Source organism: Desulfonauticus autotrophicus, assembly GCF_055381725.1.
In genome coordinates, this window is record NZ_AP042395.1 from 479,419 (window position 1) to 495,741 (window position 16,323).

Annotated in this window: 20 protein-coding genes and 1 tRNA gene; all 21 read right to left on the minus strand. The window is 37.4% G+C overall.

Annotation, left to right across the window (positions count from 1 at the left end; all coding sequences use genetic code 11):
* Window positions 1–73: 73 nt before the first annotated feature.
* The 21 genes from ACZ42F_RS02850 to ACZ42F_RS02950 all read right to left on the minus strand — a co-directional run bounded on the left by ACZ42F_RS02850 (window position 74) and on the right by ACZ42F_RS02950 (window position 16,198).
* Window positions 74–1,078 (minus strand): DNA mismatch repair MutL family protein, encoded by a 1,005-nt coding sequence (locus ACZ42F_RS02850; protein ID WP_464280177.1) that lies wholly within the window; start codon window positions 1,076–1,078, stop codon window positions 74–76.
* Window positions 1,075–1,773 (minus strand): DNA mismatch repair endonuclease MutL, encoded by a 699-nt coding sequence (mutL, locus tag ACZ42F_RS02855; protein WP_464279672.1) that lies wholly within the window; start codon window positions 1,771–1,773, stop codon window positions 1,075–1,077. The genes ACZ42F_RS02850 and mutL overlap by 4 nt, the downstream gene beginning before the upstream one ends.
* Complete coding sequence (locus ACZ42F_RS02860) at window positions 1,773–3,314, minus strand: LPS-assembly protein LptD (protein ID WP_464279673.1); 1,542 nt, start codon at window positions 3,312–3,314, stop codon at window positions 1,773–1,775. The genes mutL and ACZ42F_RS02860 overlap by 1 nt, the downstream gene beginning before the upstream one ends.
* 257 nt (window positions 3,315–3,571) lie before the next feature.
* Window positions 3,572–4,018: a hypothetical protein gene (locus ACZ42F_RS02865; protein WP_464279674.1), complete on the minus strand. Its 447-nt coding sequence runs from the start codon at window positions 4,016–4,018 to the stop codon at window positions 3,572–3,574.
* Window positions 4,018–4,698: a DUF47 domain-containing protein gene (locus tag ACZ42F_RS02870; RefSeq protein ID WP_029966216.1), complete on the minus strand. Its 681-nt coding sequence runs from the start codon at window positions 4,696–4,698 to the stop codon at window positions 4,018–4,020. Before ACZ42F_RS02870 ends, ACZ42F_RS02865 begins: the two co-directional genes overlap by 1 nt.
* A gap of 16 nt (window positions 4,699–4,714) precedes the next feature.
* Entirely contained in the window at window positions 4,715–5,950 is a 1,236-nt protein-coding gene (locus ACZ42F_RS02875) for an inorganic phosphate transporter (RefSeq protein WP_029966217.1), read from the minus strand.
* Window positions 5,951–5,970: 20 nt separating this feature from the next.
* Window positions 5,971–6,243 (minus strand): TMEM165/GDT1 family protein, encoded by a 273-nt coding sequence (locus ACZ42F_RS02880; RefSeq protein WP_029966219.1) that lies wholly within the window; start codon window positions 6,241–6,243, stop codon window positions 5,971–5,973.
* A 102-nt stretch (window positions 6,244–6,345) separates the two neighbouring features.
* Window positions 6,346–7,953, minus strand: a complete 1,608-nt coding sequence (locus ACZ42F_RS02885; protein WP_464279675.1) for a glycosyltransferase family 4 protein — start codon at window positions 7,951–7,953, stop codon at window positions 6,346–6,348.
* Between the two features lie 92 nt (window positions 7,954–8,045).
* Complete coding sequence (locus ACZ42F_RS02890; RefSeq protein WP_464279676.1) at window positions 8,046–8,930, minus strand: MBL fold metallo-hydrolase; 885 nt, start codon at window positions 8,928–8,930, stop codon at window positions 8,046–8,048.
* A complete protein-coding gene (locus tag ACZ42F_RS02895) occupies window positions 8,918–9,256 on the minus strand; it encodes a NifB/NifX family molybdenum-iron cluster-binding protein (RefSeq protein ID WP_464279677.1) in 339 nt (112 codons plus the stop codon). Before ACZ42F_RS02895 ends, ACZ42F_RS02890 begins: the two co-directional genes overlap by 13 nt.
* 15 nt (window positions 9,257–9,271) lie before the next feature.
* Entirely contained in the window at window positions 9,272–10,177 is a 906-nt protein-coding gene (locus ACZ42F_RS02900; RefSeq protein ID WP_464279678.1) for an ATP-binding protein, read from the minus strand.
* A 21-nt stretch (window positions 10,178–10,198) separates the two neighbouring features.
* Complete coding sequence (locus ACZ42F_RS02905; protein ID WP_464279679.1) at window positions 10,199–11,056, minus strand: P-loop NTPase; 858 nt, start codon at window positions 11,054–11,056, stop codon at window positions 10,199–10,201.
* Window positions 11,056–11,898 (minus strand): nucleotide-binding protein, encoded by an 843-nt coding sequence (locus tag ACZ42F_RS02910; RefSeq protein WP_464279680.1) that lies wholly within the window; start codon window positions 11,896–11,898, stop codon window positions 11,056–11,058. The genes ACZ42F_RS02905 and ACZ42F_RS02910 overlap by 1 nt, the downstream gene beginning before the upstream one ends.
* Window positions 11,895–12,122 (minus strand): NifB/NifX family molybdenum-iron cluster-binding protein, encoded by a 228-nt coding sequence (locus ACZ42F_RS02915; protein WP_464279681.1) that lies wholly within the window; start codon window positions 12,120–12,122, stop codon window positions 11,895–11,897. Before ACZ42F_RS02915 ends, ACZ42F_RS02910 begins: the two co-directional genes overlap by 4 nt.
* Complete coding sequence (locus tag ACZ42F_RS02920) at window positions 12,123–12,257, minus strand: NifB/NifX family molybdenum-iron cluster-binding protein (protein ID WP_464279682.1); 135 nt, start codon at window positions 12,255–12,257, stop codon at window positions 12,123–12,125.
* Between the two features lie 89 nt (window positions 12,258–12,346).
* On the minus strand, window positions 12,347–12,676 hold the full coding sequence (locus ACZ42F_RS02925) for a DUF5320 domain-containing protein (protein ID WP_464279683.1): 330 nt from the start codon (window positions 12,674–12,676) through the stop codon (window positions 12,347–12,349).
* Window positions 12,677–12,694: 18 nt separating this feature from the next.
* On the minus strand, window positions 12,695–13,264 hold the full coding sequence (locus ACZ42F_RS02930) for a NifB/NifX family molybdenum-iron cluster-binding protein (RefSeq protein WP_464279684.1): 570 nt from the start codon (window positions 13,262–13,264) through the stop codon (window positions 12,695–12,697).
* Between the two features lie 135 nt (window positions 13,265–13,399).
* Window positions 13,400–14,725, minus strand: coding sequence for a sigma-54 interaction domain-containing protein (locus tag ACZ42F_RS02935; protein WP_464279685.1), 1,326 nt, complete (start codon window positions 14,723–14,725; stop codon window positions 13,400–13,402).
* A gap of 103 nt (window positions 14,726–14,828) precedes the next feature.
* A tRNA-Ser gene (locus tag ACZ42F_RS02940) sits at window positions 14,829–14,924 on the minus strand.
* Entirely contained in the window at window positions 14,901–15,392 is a 492-nt protein-coding gene (tadA, locus tag ACZ42F_RS02945) for a tRNA adenosine(34) deaminase TadA (RefSeq protein WP_464279686.1), read from the minus strand. The genes ACZ42F_RS02940 and tadA overlap by 24 nt, the downstream gene beginning before the upstream one ends.
* Window positions 15,392–16,198 carry a phosphoribosylformylglycinamidine synthase subunit PurQ gene (locus ACZ42F_RS02950; RefSeq protein WP_464279687.1) on the minus strand — a complete coding sequence of 269 codons (807 nt, stop codon included), beginning with the start codon at window positions 16,196–16,198 and terminating at the stop codon, window positions 15,392–15,394. The genes tadA and ACZ42F_RS02950 overlap by 1 nt, the downstream gene beginning before the upstream one ends.
* Window positions 16,199–16,323 lie beyond the last annotated feature (125 nt).

Consider the following 16,323-nt stretch of genomic DNA (forward strand, 5'->3'; position numbering starts at 1 on the left):
CTCTTGATTAGAAAAAATTTGCTTTATATCTATTAATGTTTTTTGATATTAAAAATAACTACATTTTATAAACTTAAGTTCTCTTAAAAAGGGCATGAAACATTTCTGCCCTAAGGGGGAGAGAGGTAGGTCTTCCGTGGGGGCAAAAGGAGTTGTTGGGGCATCTTTGCCATTTTAAAATAAGACCCAGGGCTTCATCTGTAGTTAAAGTGGCTTTGGCCTTTATACTTCCTTTACAGGCCATAATCTTTAATAGCTCTTCGTATTTATCTATTTTTTTCACCAATATTTCTTTGAGAAAAGAGGTGCTTTGTTCTGGGGTAAGCAAGCCTGGTATGGTTTTTAAGTGCAGGATATTTTCTTTTAATTCGCCACTAAATCCAAGTTCACTTAAATAGCCAAAAAGTTCTTGAAAGCATTCCTGCTCAGATAGAGAGAGTTTTATAGTTAGAGGTAAAAGCAAATGTTTTTTTTCAATTTTTTTGTTTTTTAACTCTTCAAACAAAATGCGTTCATGTACAGCATGTTGATCTAAAAGTAAAAAATTTTCCCTATCTTTTAAGAGTAAATAGGTGGAATCTATTTGTCCCAGATAAATTAAATTATCTTTTTGGGCAGGTTCAGAGTATTTTTCTTCCAAACTGGTTGGAGTGTAGGGAGCTTTATTTTCAGCAACTTCTTTTACTTCAGAAATATCTTTTTCTGTTAAAGGTAAAGAAAATTCTTTTTTATCCATTAGAGCTGGCTTTATCTCTTCTTTTACTTCAAAAGAATAGGTTATTTTAGGACTTAAAACCTGTTCTAAAGCTTTTTTGACCAGGCTAAAAATTAGACCTTCTTCTGTAAAACGCACTTCTGTTTTTGCTGGGTGTACATTTACATCCACCAATTCTGGAGGAATGTGGATAAATAGAAGGGTTTGGGGAAATTCATTGCGTAAAATTTTTCCTGCATAAGCTTCTCTAATGGCTTTTAAAATAATTTTATCCTGCACAGGCCTATTGTTGACATATACAAATATTCTATTTGCTCTAGCCTGGATGGATTCTGGCTTACTGGTATATCCAGAAATGGTTATATCTTCTTTTTCAGATTAAAGTCTAAGAGATTTTGGGTTATGGATTCAGGCCAGATTTTTTGAAGGCGCAATAAGGGCTTTTCCTGCTTGTAAAAGTGTAAATGCTCTTTTCCCTCAACAAATAAAAGAAATTCCACCTGGGTGTGCGGCAAGGCTTCCCGAATAAAGGCCTGGATACATTTATTTTTCTCAGTAGCAGGAGTTTTTAAGAATTTTAGCCTGGCAGGTACATTTAAAAAAAGGTTTTCCACTTTGACTCTGGTTCCAGGGGGATGGCTTAAGGGGTATTTTTTTAAAAGCTGTCCAAAATGGACCTCTACAGCCATGCCACTTTCCTGCTCTAGAGTTTTAGAGCTTAAACTGAGCTGAGATACTGAGGCAATGGAAGGAAGGGCTTCCCCTCTAAAACCATAGGTAGAGATGGAAAGCAGGTCGGGGAAAAAGGAGATTTTGCTGGTAGCATGTCTGGTAAGGGCTAATTCCAGTTCTTCCTCCGGGATGCCCACTCCATTATCTTCTACCTGGATGAGCTCTAACCCACCTCTTTGGAGATAGACTTTTATGGAAGTGGCCAGGGCGTCCAAACTGTTTTCCAGGAGTTCTTTTAAGACACTAGCTGGTCTTTCTACTACTTCTCCTGCTGCAATTTGGTTTTGTACTTCTGGAGGCAGGACTTTTATGGAGGGACGGAGCATTATTTTCCCCCAAAGGAGCCAAGATTGAGCAGATTGACCATAACCTGGAAACGGTCTTCATAATCGGTTCTGGAGAAAGTGAACTCCAGACTAAAGCATTGATGCAGGTAAGTAAGGATTAAGGTTTTTTCCAGGTCTCTATCTGCTACCAAATCGTGTCTAAAGAGGAGGGAGATTTTCCAGCGAGGAATAAAGAGAATATCTCCTCCCCATTTAAGAATTTTTACTTCTTCAGTGCGTTTACGGGTATATTCATCTATTTCCCTTTCAAAATCCAGACTAAAAAAGCCACTTAATTTTTCTGGATAAGTAAGTCTTAGGGTATGTTCGTGTTCAGTGATTTTTTTTAAATAAAAGGAATAATAGGTGTTACCTGTATAACTAAAGTAAGAGTTAAAATTTAGATTGGCTTCCAGGAGAAGGTCAGAAAAAGGACGCCTGGGATACTCCTCAAGGTCATTATTTCTTCTGGCTTCTCTAAAGTTATAGCTTTGCTCCAGCTTTAAGCGCAAAAAATCAAGATATTCTTTTTGCAAGGTGCCATTACTCAAGGTGTCTTTACGCAGGGTAAAAAGATTGGTCAGGGAATAGGTAAGTTCTTCTTCTGGCCCCAGCCTATCCACAGAGTCAAAATAGGGGAGTTCTCTCTGGTCTTTTTCTGGTCTAAAACTATAGATAATTTCTGGCTTTAAATTGTGTTTGAGTTTGCTATAATGGCTTTCTCCTTCGGTTAAAGGCGAGTCCTGCAGGTCGTAGACTTTAAAGAGTTCTGTGTAGGTATCAAGATTAAAGTCATAGATGTTTCTGGCTTGAATATGACTGTTTTGATCTATGAGAGTACTTTCATTTTCAAATCTATCGATGAGATAAAGGGTTTCTCTAAAACCCAGTTTGGGGATAATAGTAGTGTGCCAGAGTTTAAAAGTCTTACTTATTTTGGGATAGATATCTATCCTTTCTCCTTTGGTTCCATATTCCCGCCAGAAATAAACCGTATCCAAATTTCCTTCTACATCCAGACCTAAATAGGGAAGAGGAGTTTTGTAAAAACTTAAATCCAGCTCTGGCAGGCGCTGTACTGTGGGGTCTTTACTGGCCGGGAGGTTGTGATTTTTGTAGTTTAAGTTTTCGATATAAACAACTTTACCTGTAAGAGAAAAATTTTCAAAAGAATGGAATAAGCTTAAGGTATTGGTCCTGGTCAAATCATCTGTTTCTTCTATATCGCGTCCAAATTCATTTAAAAAATTAGTCCTGCTTTGATTGAAACCAGAAAGTCCTGTTTTAAATTCCCTTAAATAATTTTGATCTGAGACATAATCCAGATCCAGTTTGAGTTTCCACTCTGGATCAAAGAGAAAAGAATCTATTTTACCCCGCAACCAATAACGGTCGTGGTTAGGCCTGATAAGGCCATCGTCTTGAAATTCAGATTCTTCGTCGTTTTCAGTGGTAGCTATTTTGGAGTCGTACAAATAATCTCCTCTAAGCAAACCCTTGGTTTGGACATTGGGGGTAAACCTGTATTCCAGGCCGTGCATGATTCCCTTCAGGGAATAGTAGTTTTCAAAAAGGGTTAGGTCTTGCTCAGCATTGATGACTTGGTAATAGGGCTGGTTATAATTAAATCCCTTTTTGGAAGAAGAGCCTATTTCAGGGATGAGTAGGCCGCTTTGTCTTTTGGTCTTGGCTGGAACTAGTAAAAAGGGAGAGTAAAGTACTGGTGTGTTTTTAACCCTGAACTTTGGATGCCAGAGTTTGGCATAACCTTCTAAGGTAATTTCTCCAGACTTGGTGCTTAAAGACCAGGCAGGGTGTGTGCCATCACAACTGGTAAGCGTAGCTTCTTCAAACTTATAAATATTTTGACCTTTTTTTCTAAATAATCTCCATAGATATAAATATGTTCAGGAGAGATAAAAATTTTCCCCTTTTTTACCCAGCCCACTTTATCTTTTAGATTAAACTCTGCCTCTTCTCCTTCCAGATAATCATCTTGCCATTTGATTTTTATTTTACCCTTTAAATAGGCCCAGTTGGTGTCTTTGTAATAGCGGATATAGTCTGCAAAAAGATAGTCTTTTCCTCTGGTGAGCATTACCTGCCCAAAACCTTCTATATAACCTCCTTTTTCGCTGGCATAGAGTTTGTCTGCTTCTAAATGCCAGGGAAGTTCTTCTCCATTGGCTGTAGCCAGGTAACTAAAAAAAATTAAAAGTAAAAGGCCAAGACAACGTCTAAACATTATCTAGCAATCATTGCCCTTAGAATATCTGCACAATTTTCACAGTTATGAGCCATGTCATCTATACATTGAACAAAGTGAATGAGCTGGTAAATATCTTTAAAATCCAAATCAGAGTTGTAAATTTTCATGGTCAGTTCTCTTTTGGTCCTTTGAATATTGTGGCGCTCCCTTCTTACTTTACGATAGTGCTCTTTTGTCCCTTCTCTATCCAAATTTTCTCCATGAACTAAATCAATAGTTGCCTTTAAAGCTGGTCCTAAAAGTTCAGTAATGGTTGCTACTTCATCAATTAAAAAGATAAGGTCTTTTTGAAATTCTTCACTTATTTTTACCTGACGCATTCCAAGCCATTGTAAGGCATCTTGAGCAGAGTCTAAAATATTGTCTTGAGATTTTGTATAGTTTAAAAATAGAGTTTTATCTACAGCCATAAACATACTTCTGGGCAAATGATTGCGAATATTACGTTTTATTTTATCAGCATGATTTTCAATTTCATCTATTTCTTTAGTAAGTTCAACAAATTCTCGACAAGCTCCTCCACCAGATACATAGCACTCTAAAGATTCTTTAATAATTTTTATACAACCTGCTATTTTATCGTAGTGTTCTATTAACTTTTCCATAGGAGACTTGGGAGCCAAAAGACCAAATAGGGGAAGTTTTAATAGTTTCATAATATATACCTCCTGATTAATATACTATCCATTTTAAAATTTGAAAAAATATAATAGTGGTTAAGGCTGCAAAAGGTACTGTTAAAATCCAGTATAAGAAAATTTTCCAGAGTATTTTAAAGTTTACCGCTGAAAATCCTCTGGCCAAACCTACTCCAATTACTGAACCCACTGCTGAGTGGGTAGTGGAGACAGGAAGGCCCAGGTTGGAAGCCAGAAGAACGGTAGTGGCTGCCCCAAAATCCACGGCAAAACCTCTGGTATTGGTTAAAGTGGTTATTTTTTTACCCACAGTAGCAATTACTTTACGCCCCAATAAATAAATACCTGTGGCAATACCTACCCCTCCTAAAAGTAAAAAGGATATTGGAACCTGGGCAGTTGGAGAAAAGGTGTGGAGTTTGGCTATGAGATATACTGCTGCTACTGGTCCAACAGCATTGGCTACATCATTGGCTCCGTGAGATAGGGCCATATAACAGGAAGTTAGGATTTGGAGGCGTCTAAATATTTCTTCTACACTTTCTGCACTTTTTATGGTTTCAGCAAAAAGTTTTCTGATTATAAACCTACCTATTATCCAGAAGATAAGTCCTGTAAAAATAATAACTAAAAGAGATTGGTACCAGACAAGATGTAGGTTTTTTCCTGCAGGTGTTTTGTACAAAAAGGAACCACAGATAAGGGCAAAGGTTATACCTATCCAGCGTGGTGCCCATATCTTGGCTTTTTCTAAGTAGTCTTTTTGAAAAAGTATGTATTTTCGAATGTGAGAAAAGACAAAAAATCCAATTAGAGCAGCAAAAAAAGGAGAAATAATCCAGGATAAAACCACTCCTCCCATTTTTCCCCAGTTGACTACATTGGGACCGCCTACTACCAGTCCAAAGCCAAAAATGCCACCTACAATGGAGTGAGTGGAAGAAACCGGCAACCCACTTAAAGTGGAAACTAGGACCCAAAAACCTGCAGAAATAAGCGCAGCAAACATGCCCAGCATGATGAGCTTGGGATCGCTAATATTACTAGGATTGATAATACCTTTACTTATGGTAGCTGTTACCTGAGCGCCAAAAAAAACCGCTCCTACTACATTTAAAATACCAGCAATAAACAGGGCCTGTTTCACAGTAATAGCCCTGGCTCCCACTGCTGAAGCCATGGAGTTGGCTACGTCATTGGCTCCAAGGTTAAAGGCCATTAAAAAGCCTGCCACCATTGATAAATAAAAAAACACATCAAAAACATTCATGGGTTACACTTACCTCTTTTCTAGATTTTTTCAAAAAACATAAGAAGACCCACTACTATAAAGCCAAGTGAAGCCACTTTTTTGATTGTGGCTGTGGGTAAAAAATTACAAATAAAATCAGCCAAAAGCACCCCTAAAAGACTTACTGAAACCAGGGCCAGGGATGAGCCCAAAAAAACAGTCCAGGGCTTTCTGCTTTGGGCTGTGAGTAAAACGCAAGCTAGCTGAGTTTTATCTCCCAGCTCAGCCAGGAATAAAGTGGCAAAAGTGGACAGAAAAAGTTTAAAATCCATTTTAGTCCCCTAAAGGAAAGGTTAGGATAAGTTCAAAACCTGGCCTTCCTTAAACAAAAAAGTCTTCTTAATCCAGAAAAAAATAGGCCCATTTATCAAAGCTTAATAAATTTTCTCTATAAGTCCCTGTTTTAAACACCAAAAGATCAAAAAAGCACCCTCTTCCTGGTGCAGGGCAAACTGGCTTTTTAAAATCTGAATAAGATGGTGCAAACTTTTGGGTTTGCTTAAATTCTGTAAAAGGAAATTTACCTGTTCCAGGCTTATAAAGTCTTCTAAAAACAAATAAAGGGAAGGAGTATCTTCTTGAGCCAGAACCTTATGCCCAAAGCTAGATAGCCGCAAAATTTGTTCAGGTTTTAAAGTAGTAGTGGGATAGTGGTCAAAAAGCTTAAAGGTAGAAAAGCTTAAAGGATGAACTTCCTTGTTTATAACTTTTTGTTCATTTAGCTCTTCCCAAAGTTTAATATACTTTAGAATTATCTTAGACCATAAATATTTTTGGGCATTTTTTTGGGCCTTATTACCTATTGTTCTTCTAAGTTCTTTGTTTTTTATGACTAAAAGTAGGGTATCCATGAAATTTTTATAATCAAAACCCACATTTTGAGATAATAGGAGATCATTTTGATTGTCAGATAAAAGATGGGAATAGGATTGTAAAAATAGATTGTTTTCAGGTGCATAGGTGGAAATCAAAAAACCATCTTCTTCATTTTTTATTAATTCTTTATAGCCATCAAAATCAGAGGCTAGCACACATAGAGAAGAAGCTTTTGCTTCCAGAATGCTTAAGCCAAAGGTCTCCTGGTAGTTATCTACTAAAGATAAAAATATGTCAGCAGCATTTAATAGATTTATTTTTTCTTCTTCAGATATATTGGTAAATATGTAAATATCTAAGTTTAAAAAATTAGCTATTTTTTGATAGGTTTCTAAAACCTTTTCTTCAAAATTTACCTGTCCAGCCAGAACTAAAGGTATTTTTTCTTTTAATTTGTCTTGAGCTTGTTTTAAAGCCCTAAGCAGGGGTATTATATCCATTTTAGAAGAATGGGATAGTCTTCCTAAGTAAAGCAGTAAGGTAGAAGTAAGAGGAAGACCTAACTTCTGGCGTATGTTCAGTTTATTTTCCTTATAGGTAAAAAATTTTTCTTCCACTCCCAGAGGAATGACTTTGATTTTAGGAGGAGATAGCTCTGGCTTTATTCCTAAATGTTGCTGTAGATGACGGTAAAAGTTTTTTAAGACTTTTTTGCCAGAATAAGAGGTGGAGATAATGACATCTTGAGGAGACCAGGAGGATGTTAGATGGGAAAGATAGCTGTAAATAAAGTTATTATAATTTAGGCTATGGGTTATAGAGGTTATGGGAAAGTCCTTTTGCCAGAAATTTCTAAAAGAAGATAGGTATTGAGGGTAATTTATACAGTCAGAAAGGTGAAAACAAAAATAAGAATTAGTTTTTATTTGGTGGTGTAATTGGGTTTTTAAAAATAACTTTACTTTTTTTACAATGGAAAGAGGAAAATTTTCTTCTAAAAAGTTCTGTACATAATCTTTGATATTAGGAGAGGGTAGGAAAAAATGATATTCATCAAAATAGTCGTGGAGAAGTAAGAATTTTAAAAAATTGCCATTAGCTACTTTTCTACCTAGGATGGGCCCAGGTTCAAAAAAAGGATCTAAAGTTCCCCAGATTTTTTTCATATTTTATCCACCTGGTTAAGGTGATGAAAAGTATTTTAGAGTAAAAAAAATACTTCTGGCAAGGATAAATTGCTAAACCCGGGGAAAAGAGGTTAAAGGGTAAGTTTTAGGCCAGTTTGTCCTGGATAAACTTTATGGGGAAACACTTCCTTTAAGTAAGAGATAGCTTGCTTGCCCGTACAATGGCAGGGAACTAGAAGTTTAAAATTATATTTCTTTAATTTTTCTGAAAGAGTTTTTAATTCTTCTTCATTATGACCATAGAGGTGAAGTCCACCAATTAAAATTATTTCTTTTTTCTGGGCCTTAGTTAAGGATTGTATATATTCCAGGGTGTTGATAATCCCTGCATGGCAACATCCAGTAAGGATAATCAATGTATCTTCTTTGTGAATAAACAGGGATTGCTCATCAGGAATAATATCTTTTCTCTTTAATTCTAAATCTTCAAAAAAATTCTTGTTGGCTGTGGATTCATACTCTCTGGGTATAAATCCGGTTATACCCAGGTAAGGAGACAAGAAAAGAGGGCTTGAATTCCAGATGATTTGTTCATCATCTATATTTAGCAAGGCTTTTTTACTATTTATATTAATTCCTATAAATTTGACTTCCTTTTTCCCATCTACACTATATCTAGGAATTACAGCATTGGGGTGAAGGATTATTTTGGCTTTAGGGGCAATATTCAAAGCCCTGGCTAGACCTCCTGTATGGTCATAATGGCCATGACTTAAAATTATATGAGTGGTTTGACTTAAATCTACTTTGAGTTGGTTGGCATTCAAGCTAAAATTAGCTGAACTTCCTGTATCAAAAAGTATTTTTTTCTCTTCTACTTCCACATAGATACTCAAACCATGCTCAGACAAAAAATTATTGGACGCAGTATTCTCAATAAGAAAGGTAAGCTGTACTGGAGAAGTGTTGGGTAAACACCCTGAAGATTTCAGGGTGTTTGTTACTAGTGATCGCATAGGTTTTGTCCTGTAGTCAGGGTGTTGTTTAAATACTTTTGGACAATATTTTCTGGCTTATCTGGAGAAGCACCTACTATTACCTTTATGCCCAGTTGTTCAAAAAGCCCAATGGCTCTAGCTCCCATTCCACCAGCAATAATTAAATCCACATTCCTTTCTTTCATCCAGGGGGGTAAAAAACCAGGTTGATGGGGTGGAGCTTCCACATATTCAATGCTTAAAATTTCTTTGGTTTGTTCATTTACCTCTAACATAGCGAATTGTTCGCAGTGGCCAAAATGAGGGCAAAGTTGTCCTTGGGCCATGGGAATTGCAATTTTCATAATACCTCCTTGTTCTTAATTATACTTTTTTATTACTTTATTTATGTTTTCCCAGATAATTTCCATTTTATCTTTTAAAGCTTTGTTAACTTCTATTACAGGTTGAGTTTTTAGCTGAGCCTTAGTAAAACTTTCATCATAAGGAATAGTACCTATGATAGAACAATCATTTAGATGCGCCATTTCTTCTATACTGGCTGCTATCTGGGGATTTAAATCCCATTTATTGATAATAAGGGCAGAAGGAGTTTTAAAATGCTTAGTAAGTTTTAATATCCGTTCAAAATCATGTTGTCCTGATAAGGTTGGCTCTGTGATTATTAGAGCAAAAGAACTACCAGTAAGAGATGCTATTACCGGGCAACCAAGTCCTGGAGGTCCATCTACCAATACATATTCTAAATTTTTCTTTTCAGCCAGTTCGTAAGCCTCTTTTCTTACCAGAGACACCAGTTTCCCTGAATTTTCTGCTCCTATATGCAGTTTAGCATGGATCATGGGACCATATTTAGTGGTAGAACGCATCCAAAGTCCGCATTCCTGTTCTTTAAACGCAATGGCTTGTTCTGGGCAAAAATAGGCGCACACTCCGCATCCTTCACATTCAATGGGGTCTACCTGGTAAAAAAAATGGTTGTTGGTTTTTTGTTTGTAGATAGCCTCAAACCTACAATCTTCCAGGCATAATCCGCATTTTGAGCATTTATCAGGTATAATTTGAGCTAGTTTTCCTGCAATAAAAGGATGACTTTCTTTTATTTTGGGTTTTAAAAGTAGATGTAAATTGGCTGCATCCACATCACAGTCAGCCAGGACTAATTTTCCTTTTAGTAAAGAAGCTAAAGAAGCCACCAGGCTGGTTTTACCAGTACCGCCTTTACCACTTAAAACAACAATTTCTTTAATTTTAGGCTTAGACATTATTTACCTCAAATTTATGCATTATGCATCTAATTTTAAAGCTTCCTTTACAATGTTGTTTACTTCCTTAGCTGGTTCACTTTCTGGATGGGTTTTTATATAAATATATCCTTCTTCTCCTGCTCTTACTATTTCTGGGTCTAAAGGCACTTTAGCCAGTAAGGGGAGATTAAATTCTTTTGCCAGTTTTTCTCCTCCTCCACTTAGGAAGATGTCTGTTCTCTCTTTACACTTGGGACAAATAAACCCACTCATATTTTCCACAATTCCTAAAATGGGATTTTCCAGCTCTTTACAAAAAGTAATAGATCTACGTACATCATCTATAGCCACTTCCTGAGGAGTGGTGACTATAATTCCATAGGCTTTTTTACCTAGAAGCTGCATAACACTTAAAGGTTCATCTCCTGTTCCTGGAGGACAATCTACTACCAGGTAATCCAGTTCTCCCCAGGCTACATCTCTTAAAAATTGTTTGATTAGCCCCATTTTTACAGGACCTCTCCAGATAACCGCTTCTTTTTCTGAAGGAAGTAGAAAACCTAGGGACATAACTGCCAGGTTCTTGCTCCAAAATACGGGCTCCATATAGTCCTTTTCCACATGAGGAAGAGTATTTTTTAGGCTAAGTAATCTGGGGACAGAGGGGCCATGTACATCTACATCCAGGAGCCCAACTTTTTTACCCTCTAAAGCCAAACCTACAGCAAGATTTACGGCTAAAGTACTTTTTCCAACCCCACCTTTTCCAGATAAAATTACCAATTTATGTTTTATCTTATTAATATTTTTTTCTAACTTTTTTTCTTCTTCAAGTTTACAACTATCCTGGTTACAACTATTTTTTTGATCACAACTGGAACATTCTTTTTCAGCCATTATTTACCTCCTGTGAGCTTTTTTATCTCATTTATCAGATCTACAAATTTTTGTTTAAAAAGGGGAATTTCTTCTATTAAGATTTTTCCTTGAGAATAAATCTTAGCTATTTCTTGATTATTGGGTATTCTTAAGAGAACAGGAATAGATTCTTGTTCACAGTAATTAGTTATCAAATTGCTTTCAGCTAAATCCTTATTGATTATTACTCCATAAGGTATTTGTAATTCTCTTATGGTTTCTACTGCTAATTGTAGGTCATTTAAGCCAAAAGGAGTTGGTTCAGTGACTAAAAGTACAAAGTCTGCTTTTTTTACAGTAGTAATAAAAGGACAGGAAGTACCTGGAGGAGCATCTATAAGAGTTAATATTGAACTGGAAATATTCTTTTTTAGTCTTTTAATTAAAGGTGGGGCCATGGGGTGGCCTATATTTAGTTTTCCTTCTAGCAAAGTAATATGTTCTTTTTGATAAGTAGTTATAACGCCTAGAGGATACTCTTTTTCCTGCAGGGCCTGAGTGGGACAGATTTTTATACAGCCACCACAACTATGGCACAACTCAGGAAAAATTAAGGGAATAGTGTTAAAGGACACTATAGCGTTAAACTGACAGATATGAGAACACTTAGCGCATTCAGAGCAAAGTTCTTCTTGAACCCAGGGAATAGGGACACTAACTTCTTCCTCTTTTATTTTTTTACCCTGAATAAATATTTGCGCATTGGGTTCTTCTACATCACAATCCAGTAAAGTTATTTTTTCTTCTAGGGATTTAGCTAAATTTACAGCTATAGTGGTTTTACCTGTACCACCTTTTCCTGAACCAATAGCTATAATCATGCCCAATGTCCTTCTACATTTGCTTGATTAAGTATTTCTACTTGATTGGATAAAAATTTATCTATTGCTTCTTGAACTGTTTTGGCCTCAACTTTATATACTTTTATTTTGGCATGAGATAGGGCAGTAAAGGCCTTGGGACCACAGTTGGAAGTTAGAAGTGCATCTGACTTTTTCTTTAGCAATATTTTGAGCTGTTTGTATACCTGCTCCTTGAAGGGCATTTAAATTTTGAGTATTATTAATAACTTTGTATTCTTTTTTTCTGTATCATAAATAATAAACTTAGCTGCTCTTCCAAATCTAGGGTCAAAACCTGCTTCTAAATTTTCTCCCTGGGTAGGTATAGCGATTTTCATTTTTTTCTCCTTTTTAAAATATTTTTTTAAGTTTAAGGGAAGTCTTGATAGAACTTCCCTTAAACTTAAAGCAAATGGAAGAAGGGATTTTACTTGGCTTGAAGCTCTTCTAGACGTTTTTTAATAGCCTCAGATTCTTTTTCTAGATAAGCCAGCCTGTCTTCTAAAAGTTCTTTTTCTTGTGCTAAATTTTCTCCTTGAAAATTGGGATATTGCCAATTTCTAAATCCTCTAAATCCAAAAAAGCCACATCTTCCTCCTCGTCTTCGACCTCCACGGCCAAAGCCAAAATTTCCCGACCCCAAAAATCCTCCTGGGCTTTTGTAAAAACCAGGAGTATTGTATCCTGAACAAAGGCCCAGACCTCTGCCCGTTCTTGGTCCTTCTCCCAAAGGTCCAGTTCTGTCTCCTCTAGGCATAATCCACCTCCTTTATTTTTATCCCCTGGTTAAAGGGGTATTACACCTGGGGCATCTTTTTTCAAAACAAGGAACACCTCTTTCATGCACTTCTTGATAATTACACTCAGGACAAACACATATTCCCGGTCCTTTTCCACCACCCTGGCCTCTTCCGCCCTGGCGTCCTCCTCCCTGTCCTTGTCCGCAACCTTTTCTTCCTGAGTTTTTAGGGTTGTTCCCTTGACCAAACATAAGTTTTCTCCTTTTTTGTAAGCAGCAACCTGGCATTACAAACTTTTGTTGATAAAGTTTTTTATTTAAAAAAGCAGTTAAAACTTCTTTTATTTCACCAGCAACAAAGGGAACTACTTCTATATTTTCTTGGAGTAAGTAATTCCATAGTTCTTTAGATAAGGCTCCACAAATAAGAATTGAAATCCCTGTTCTTTTTACTTCTCTGGCCTTAGACCAGAGTAACGTTGCTTTTAGCTTGATTTCTTCTTGTTTTAAAATTGCTCCCTCTTTTAATTGAAAGATTTCTAAAGTGGTGGCTACATCTAAAACTGGAGCAACTCTTTTTTGCCAGCTTACAATTCCAATTTTCATGCTGGCCATAATGCATTGAAGATGCCAAATAAAATTTGTTAATTATTTAAGAAGGTTATCTTGTAAGATGGTGGGCATTAAAGGGATTTAGTAGCAAAACTGCTACTTATTTAAGGGAAGGGAGTAGCCTTTTGGCTACTGGTGGTTGATTCCCAGTTTTTTTAATTTGCGAAAGAGGGTGGTTTTATGGATGCCTAAATCTTTGGCTGTGGCTGTTTTGTTATAATTGTTTTTGGCCAGGGCCTTAAGGATTATTTCTTTTTCCAGTTCTGCTTTGTTTTGTTTGAAGTTGGTAGGTGAGAGGGTAGGTTTTAGGGAAAAGATTTCCTCAGGTAGGTGAGCAGGGGTGATTTCTCCCTGGGAACAGAGGATATAAGACCTTTCTATAGTGTTTTCCAATTCTCGAACATTTCCTGGCCAGTTATAGCTCATAAGCAGGGAAAGGGCTTCAGCATTAAGACCAGTAATGGGTTTGGGTTCTATTTTTTTTAGTTTTTTTAAAAAGTAGTTTGCCAAAAGAGGAATGTCTTCTTTTCTTTCCCTTAAGGGCGGAAGTTCCAGGCGCAGTACATTTAAGCGATAATAAAGGTCTTCTCGAAAACGACCTTTTTTAAGCATTTCTTTTAGATTGCGATTGGTGGCTGCTAGAATGCGCACATCTACTTTTTGAGAAGTGGTGGCACCCAGAGGTTCAAAGCATTTTTCCTGGAGTACGCGTAAAAGTTTTATTTGCAGAGAAAGGGGCATTTCTCCTATTTCATCCAAAAATAAAGTACCCTTATTGGCCAGTAAAAATTTTCCTGGTTTGTCCTTGTAAGCGCCAGTAAAGGCTCCTTTTTTGTAGCCAAAAAGCTCAGACTCCAGAAGATTTTCAGGTAAGGCCCCACAATTTAGGGCTATAAAAGGCTTGTCCTTGCGAGCACTTAGTTGATGAATGGTTTGGGCAATAAGTTCTTTGCCTGTGCCTGTTTCTCCTAAGATGAGTACAGTGCTGGAACTTTCTGCAATAGTGGGTAAAATGCCAAAAATTTGTTGCATTTTGGGGGAGCGACTGATGAGTTTTCCCAGCTGGTAGCGTTTTTGCAACTCCTGGCGTAACTCTTCCACTTCACTTAAGTCTCTAAAGGTTTCTGCTCCTCCAATAATTTTCCCTTGTTTATCTTTGAGTACCGCAGTGGAGATGCTAATGGGGATTTTCTGGCCTTCAGAGTTTATAATATAGCCTGTTTTTCCTATAATGGGCTTACCAGTGCGCAGGGTTTTTTTTAGGGCACATTCCTGTTCGCACATATTGGAACGAAACACTTCAGCGCACCTTTTCCCCAGGGCCTGGCTTCTTTTTATACCGGTTATTTCTTCAGCAGCCCGGTTAAAATAAGTGATGCGCCACTCTAAATCTATGGTAAATACACCATCTGAAATGCTTTCTAAAATACTTTCTGTGCCAATCAAACTTTTCATAACCTAAAAATTATATTCCCTTTAAAGGGCTTTGACAAGGAGAGGGTGAGGGAGAAGAGAGATATCTAGCTAGGACTTAGGGAGGAAATGTATTTTTTACAATTGGCGGAGAGGGTGGGATTCGAACCCACGTGCCCTGCTCTGCACAGGACAAGGCGATTTCGAGTCGCCCCCGTTACGACCACTTCGGTACCTCTCCTTTGCGTTTGCGCAGGAAAAAAGCCTTAAGCAGTCCACCTGCTTCTTGGGATAGTACTCCTTCTATAACCCAGAATTTATGATTTAGCCACTTAAGGCTTGGGTAGTCAAGGCGAGAATAAATAGCCCCTGCTTTGGGGTCTCTGGCCCCAAAAATAAGTCCGCTTACTCTAGCTTGCACCAAAGCACCCAAGCACATGATACAGGGTTCCAGGGTCACCACCATTACACTGTTTAACAGCCGATAGTTGTTTATTTTTTCTCCAGCCTGGCGCAAAGCAAGTATTTCTGCATGAGCTGAAGGGTCATTTAAGGCAATGCTTTGGTTATGGGCTTTAGCTAAAATTTGATGGTGTTTTAAATCCCAGAGCACAGCCCCTATGGGCACTTCTCCTTTTTTCGCTCCCAAACCAGCTTCTTTTAGCGCCAGGTTCATGAGATATCTGGCTTTTTCTAAGGGAAAATCCATTATTGCCTTAGATATTCTACCCCGTTGGCAAAAATAAGAGTACCTAAAGGAGAGGTGACTCCTCTGGTCCATTTAGGGTGATTGGTGGGGTGATTATAGGCCTCTGGATGGGGCATAAGCCCTAGAATCCTGCCACTGGGGTCTGTTAGACCTGCAATGCCCAGGGGTGAACCATTGGGGTTATAGGGATATTCAAGGGTTGGCTGTTTGTTTTGAGGCGAGATATACTGCAAAGCAATGAGGTTATTTTCTTCTAATTGAGTTAGAATCTGGGAGCTAAAAGGAATGACCTTGCCTTCTCCATGTCTTACGGGCAGGTATAGGTAATCTAAATTTTTAGTAAAGATACAGGGACTGCTGGTATTGATTTTTAACCAGACCCAGCGGTCTTCAAACCTGGCAGAGTCATTATAACTCAGACTTACCTGTCTTTCAAAATAGTTGTTTTCTAAAGCCGGGAGTAAACCCAGTTTGGTAAGGAGTTGAAAACCATTACAGATGCCTAAAATGATTTTATTTTCCTTTAAAAAGTTTTCTAATTCCTGGCGCAGGGAAGTGCCTGATATGGTTTTGGCATATTTCCAGCGAATAGCTGCGGCCTGAGCGCCTCCTAAGTCGTCTCCATCTAAAAAGCCACCCGGGAACACGAGAAAGTTGTAGTCCTTTAAAAAGACCTTTTCCTGGATTAAATCAGAGAAAAAGCAAATATCTACTTTGTCTGCTCCAGCTTGCCTGGCAGCATAAGCACTTTCTCTTTCACAATTGGTTCCAAAACCAGTAATTACCAAAACTTTTACTTTAGCCATTTTTTTTCCTTTTCTGAATTAAGATGGGATTTTTTTAGAAAATTTCTAAAGGAAAAGCAACAAGTAGACGAAGCTAAGATTTGAGTGAAAAATAAATTTATGATTGTCAAAATTTTGAGAAATTG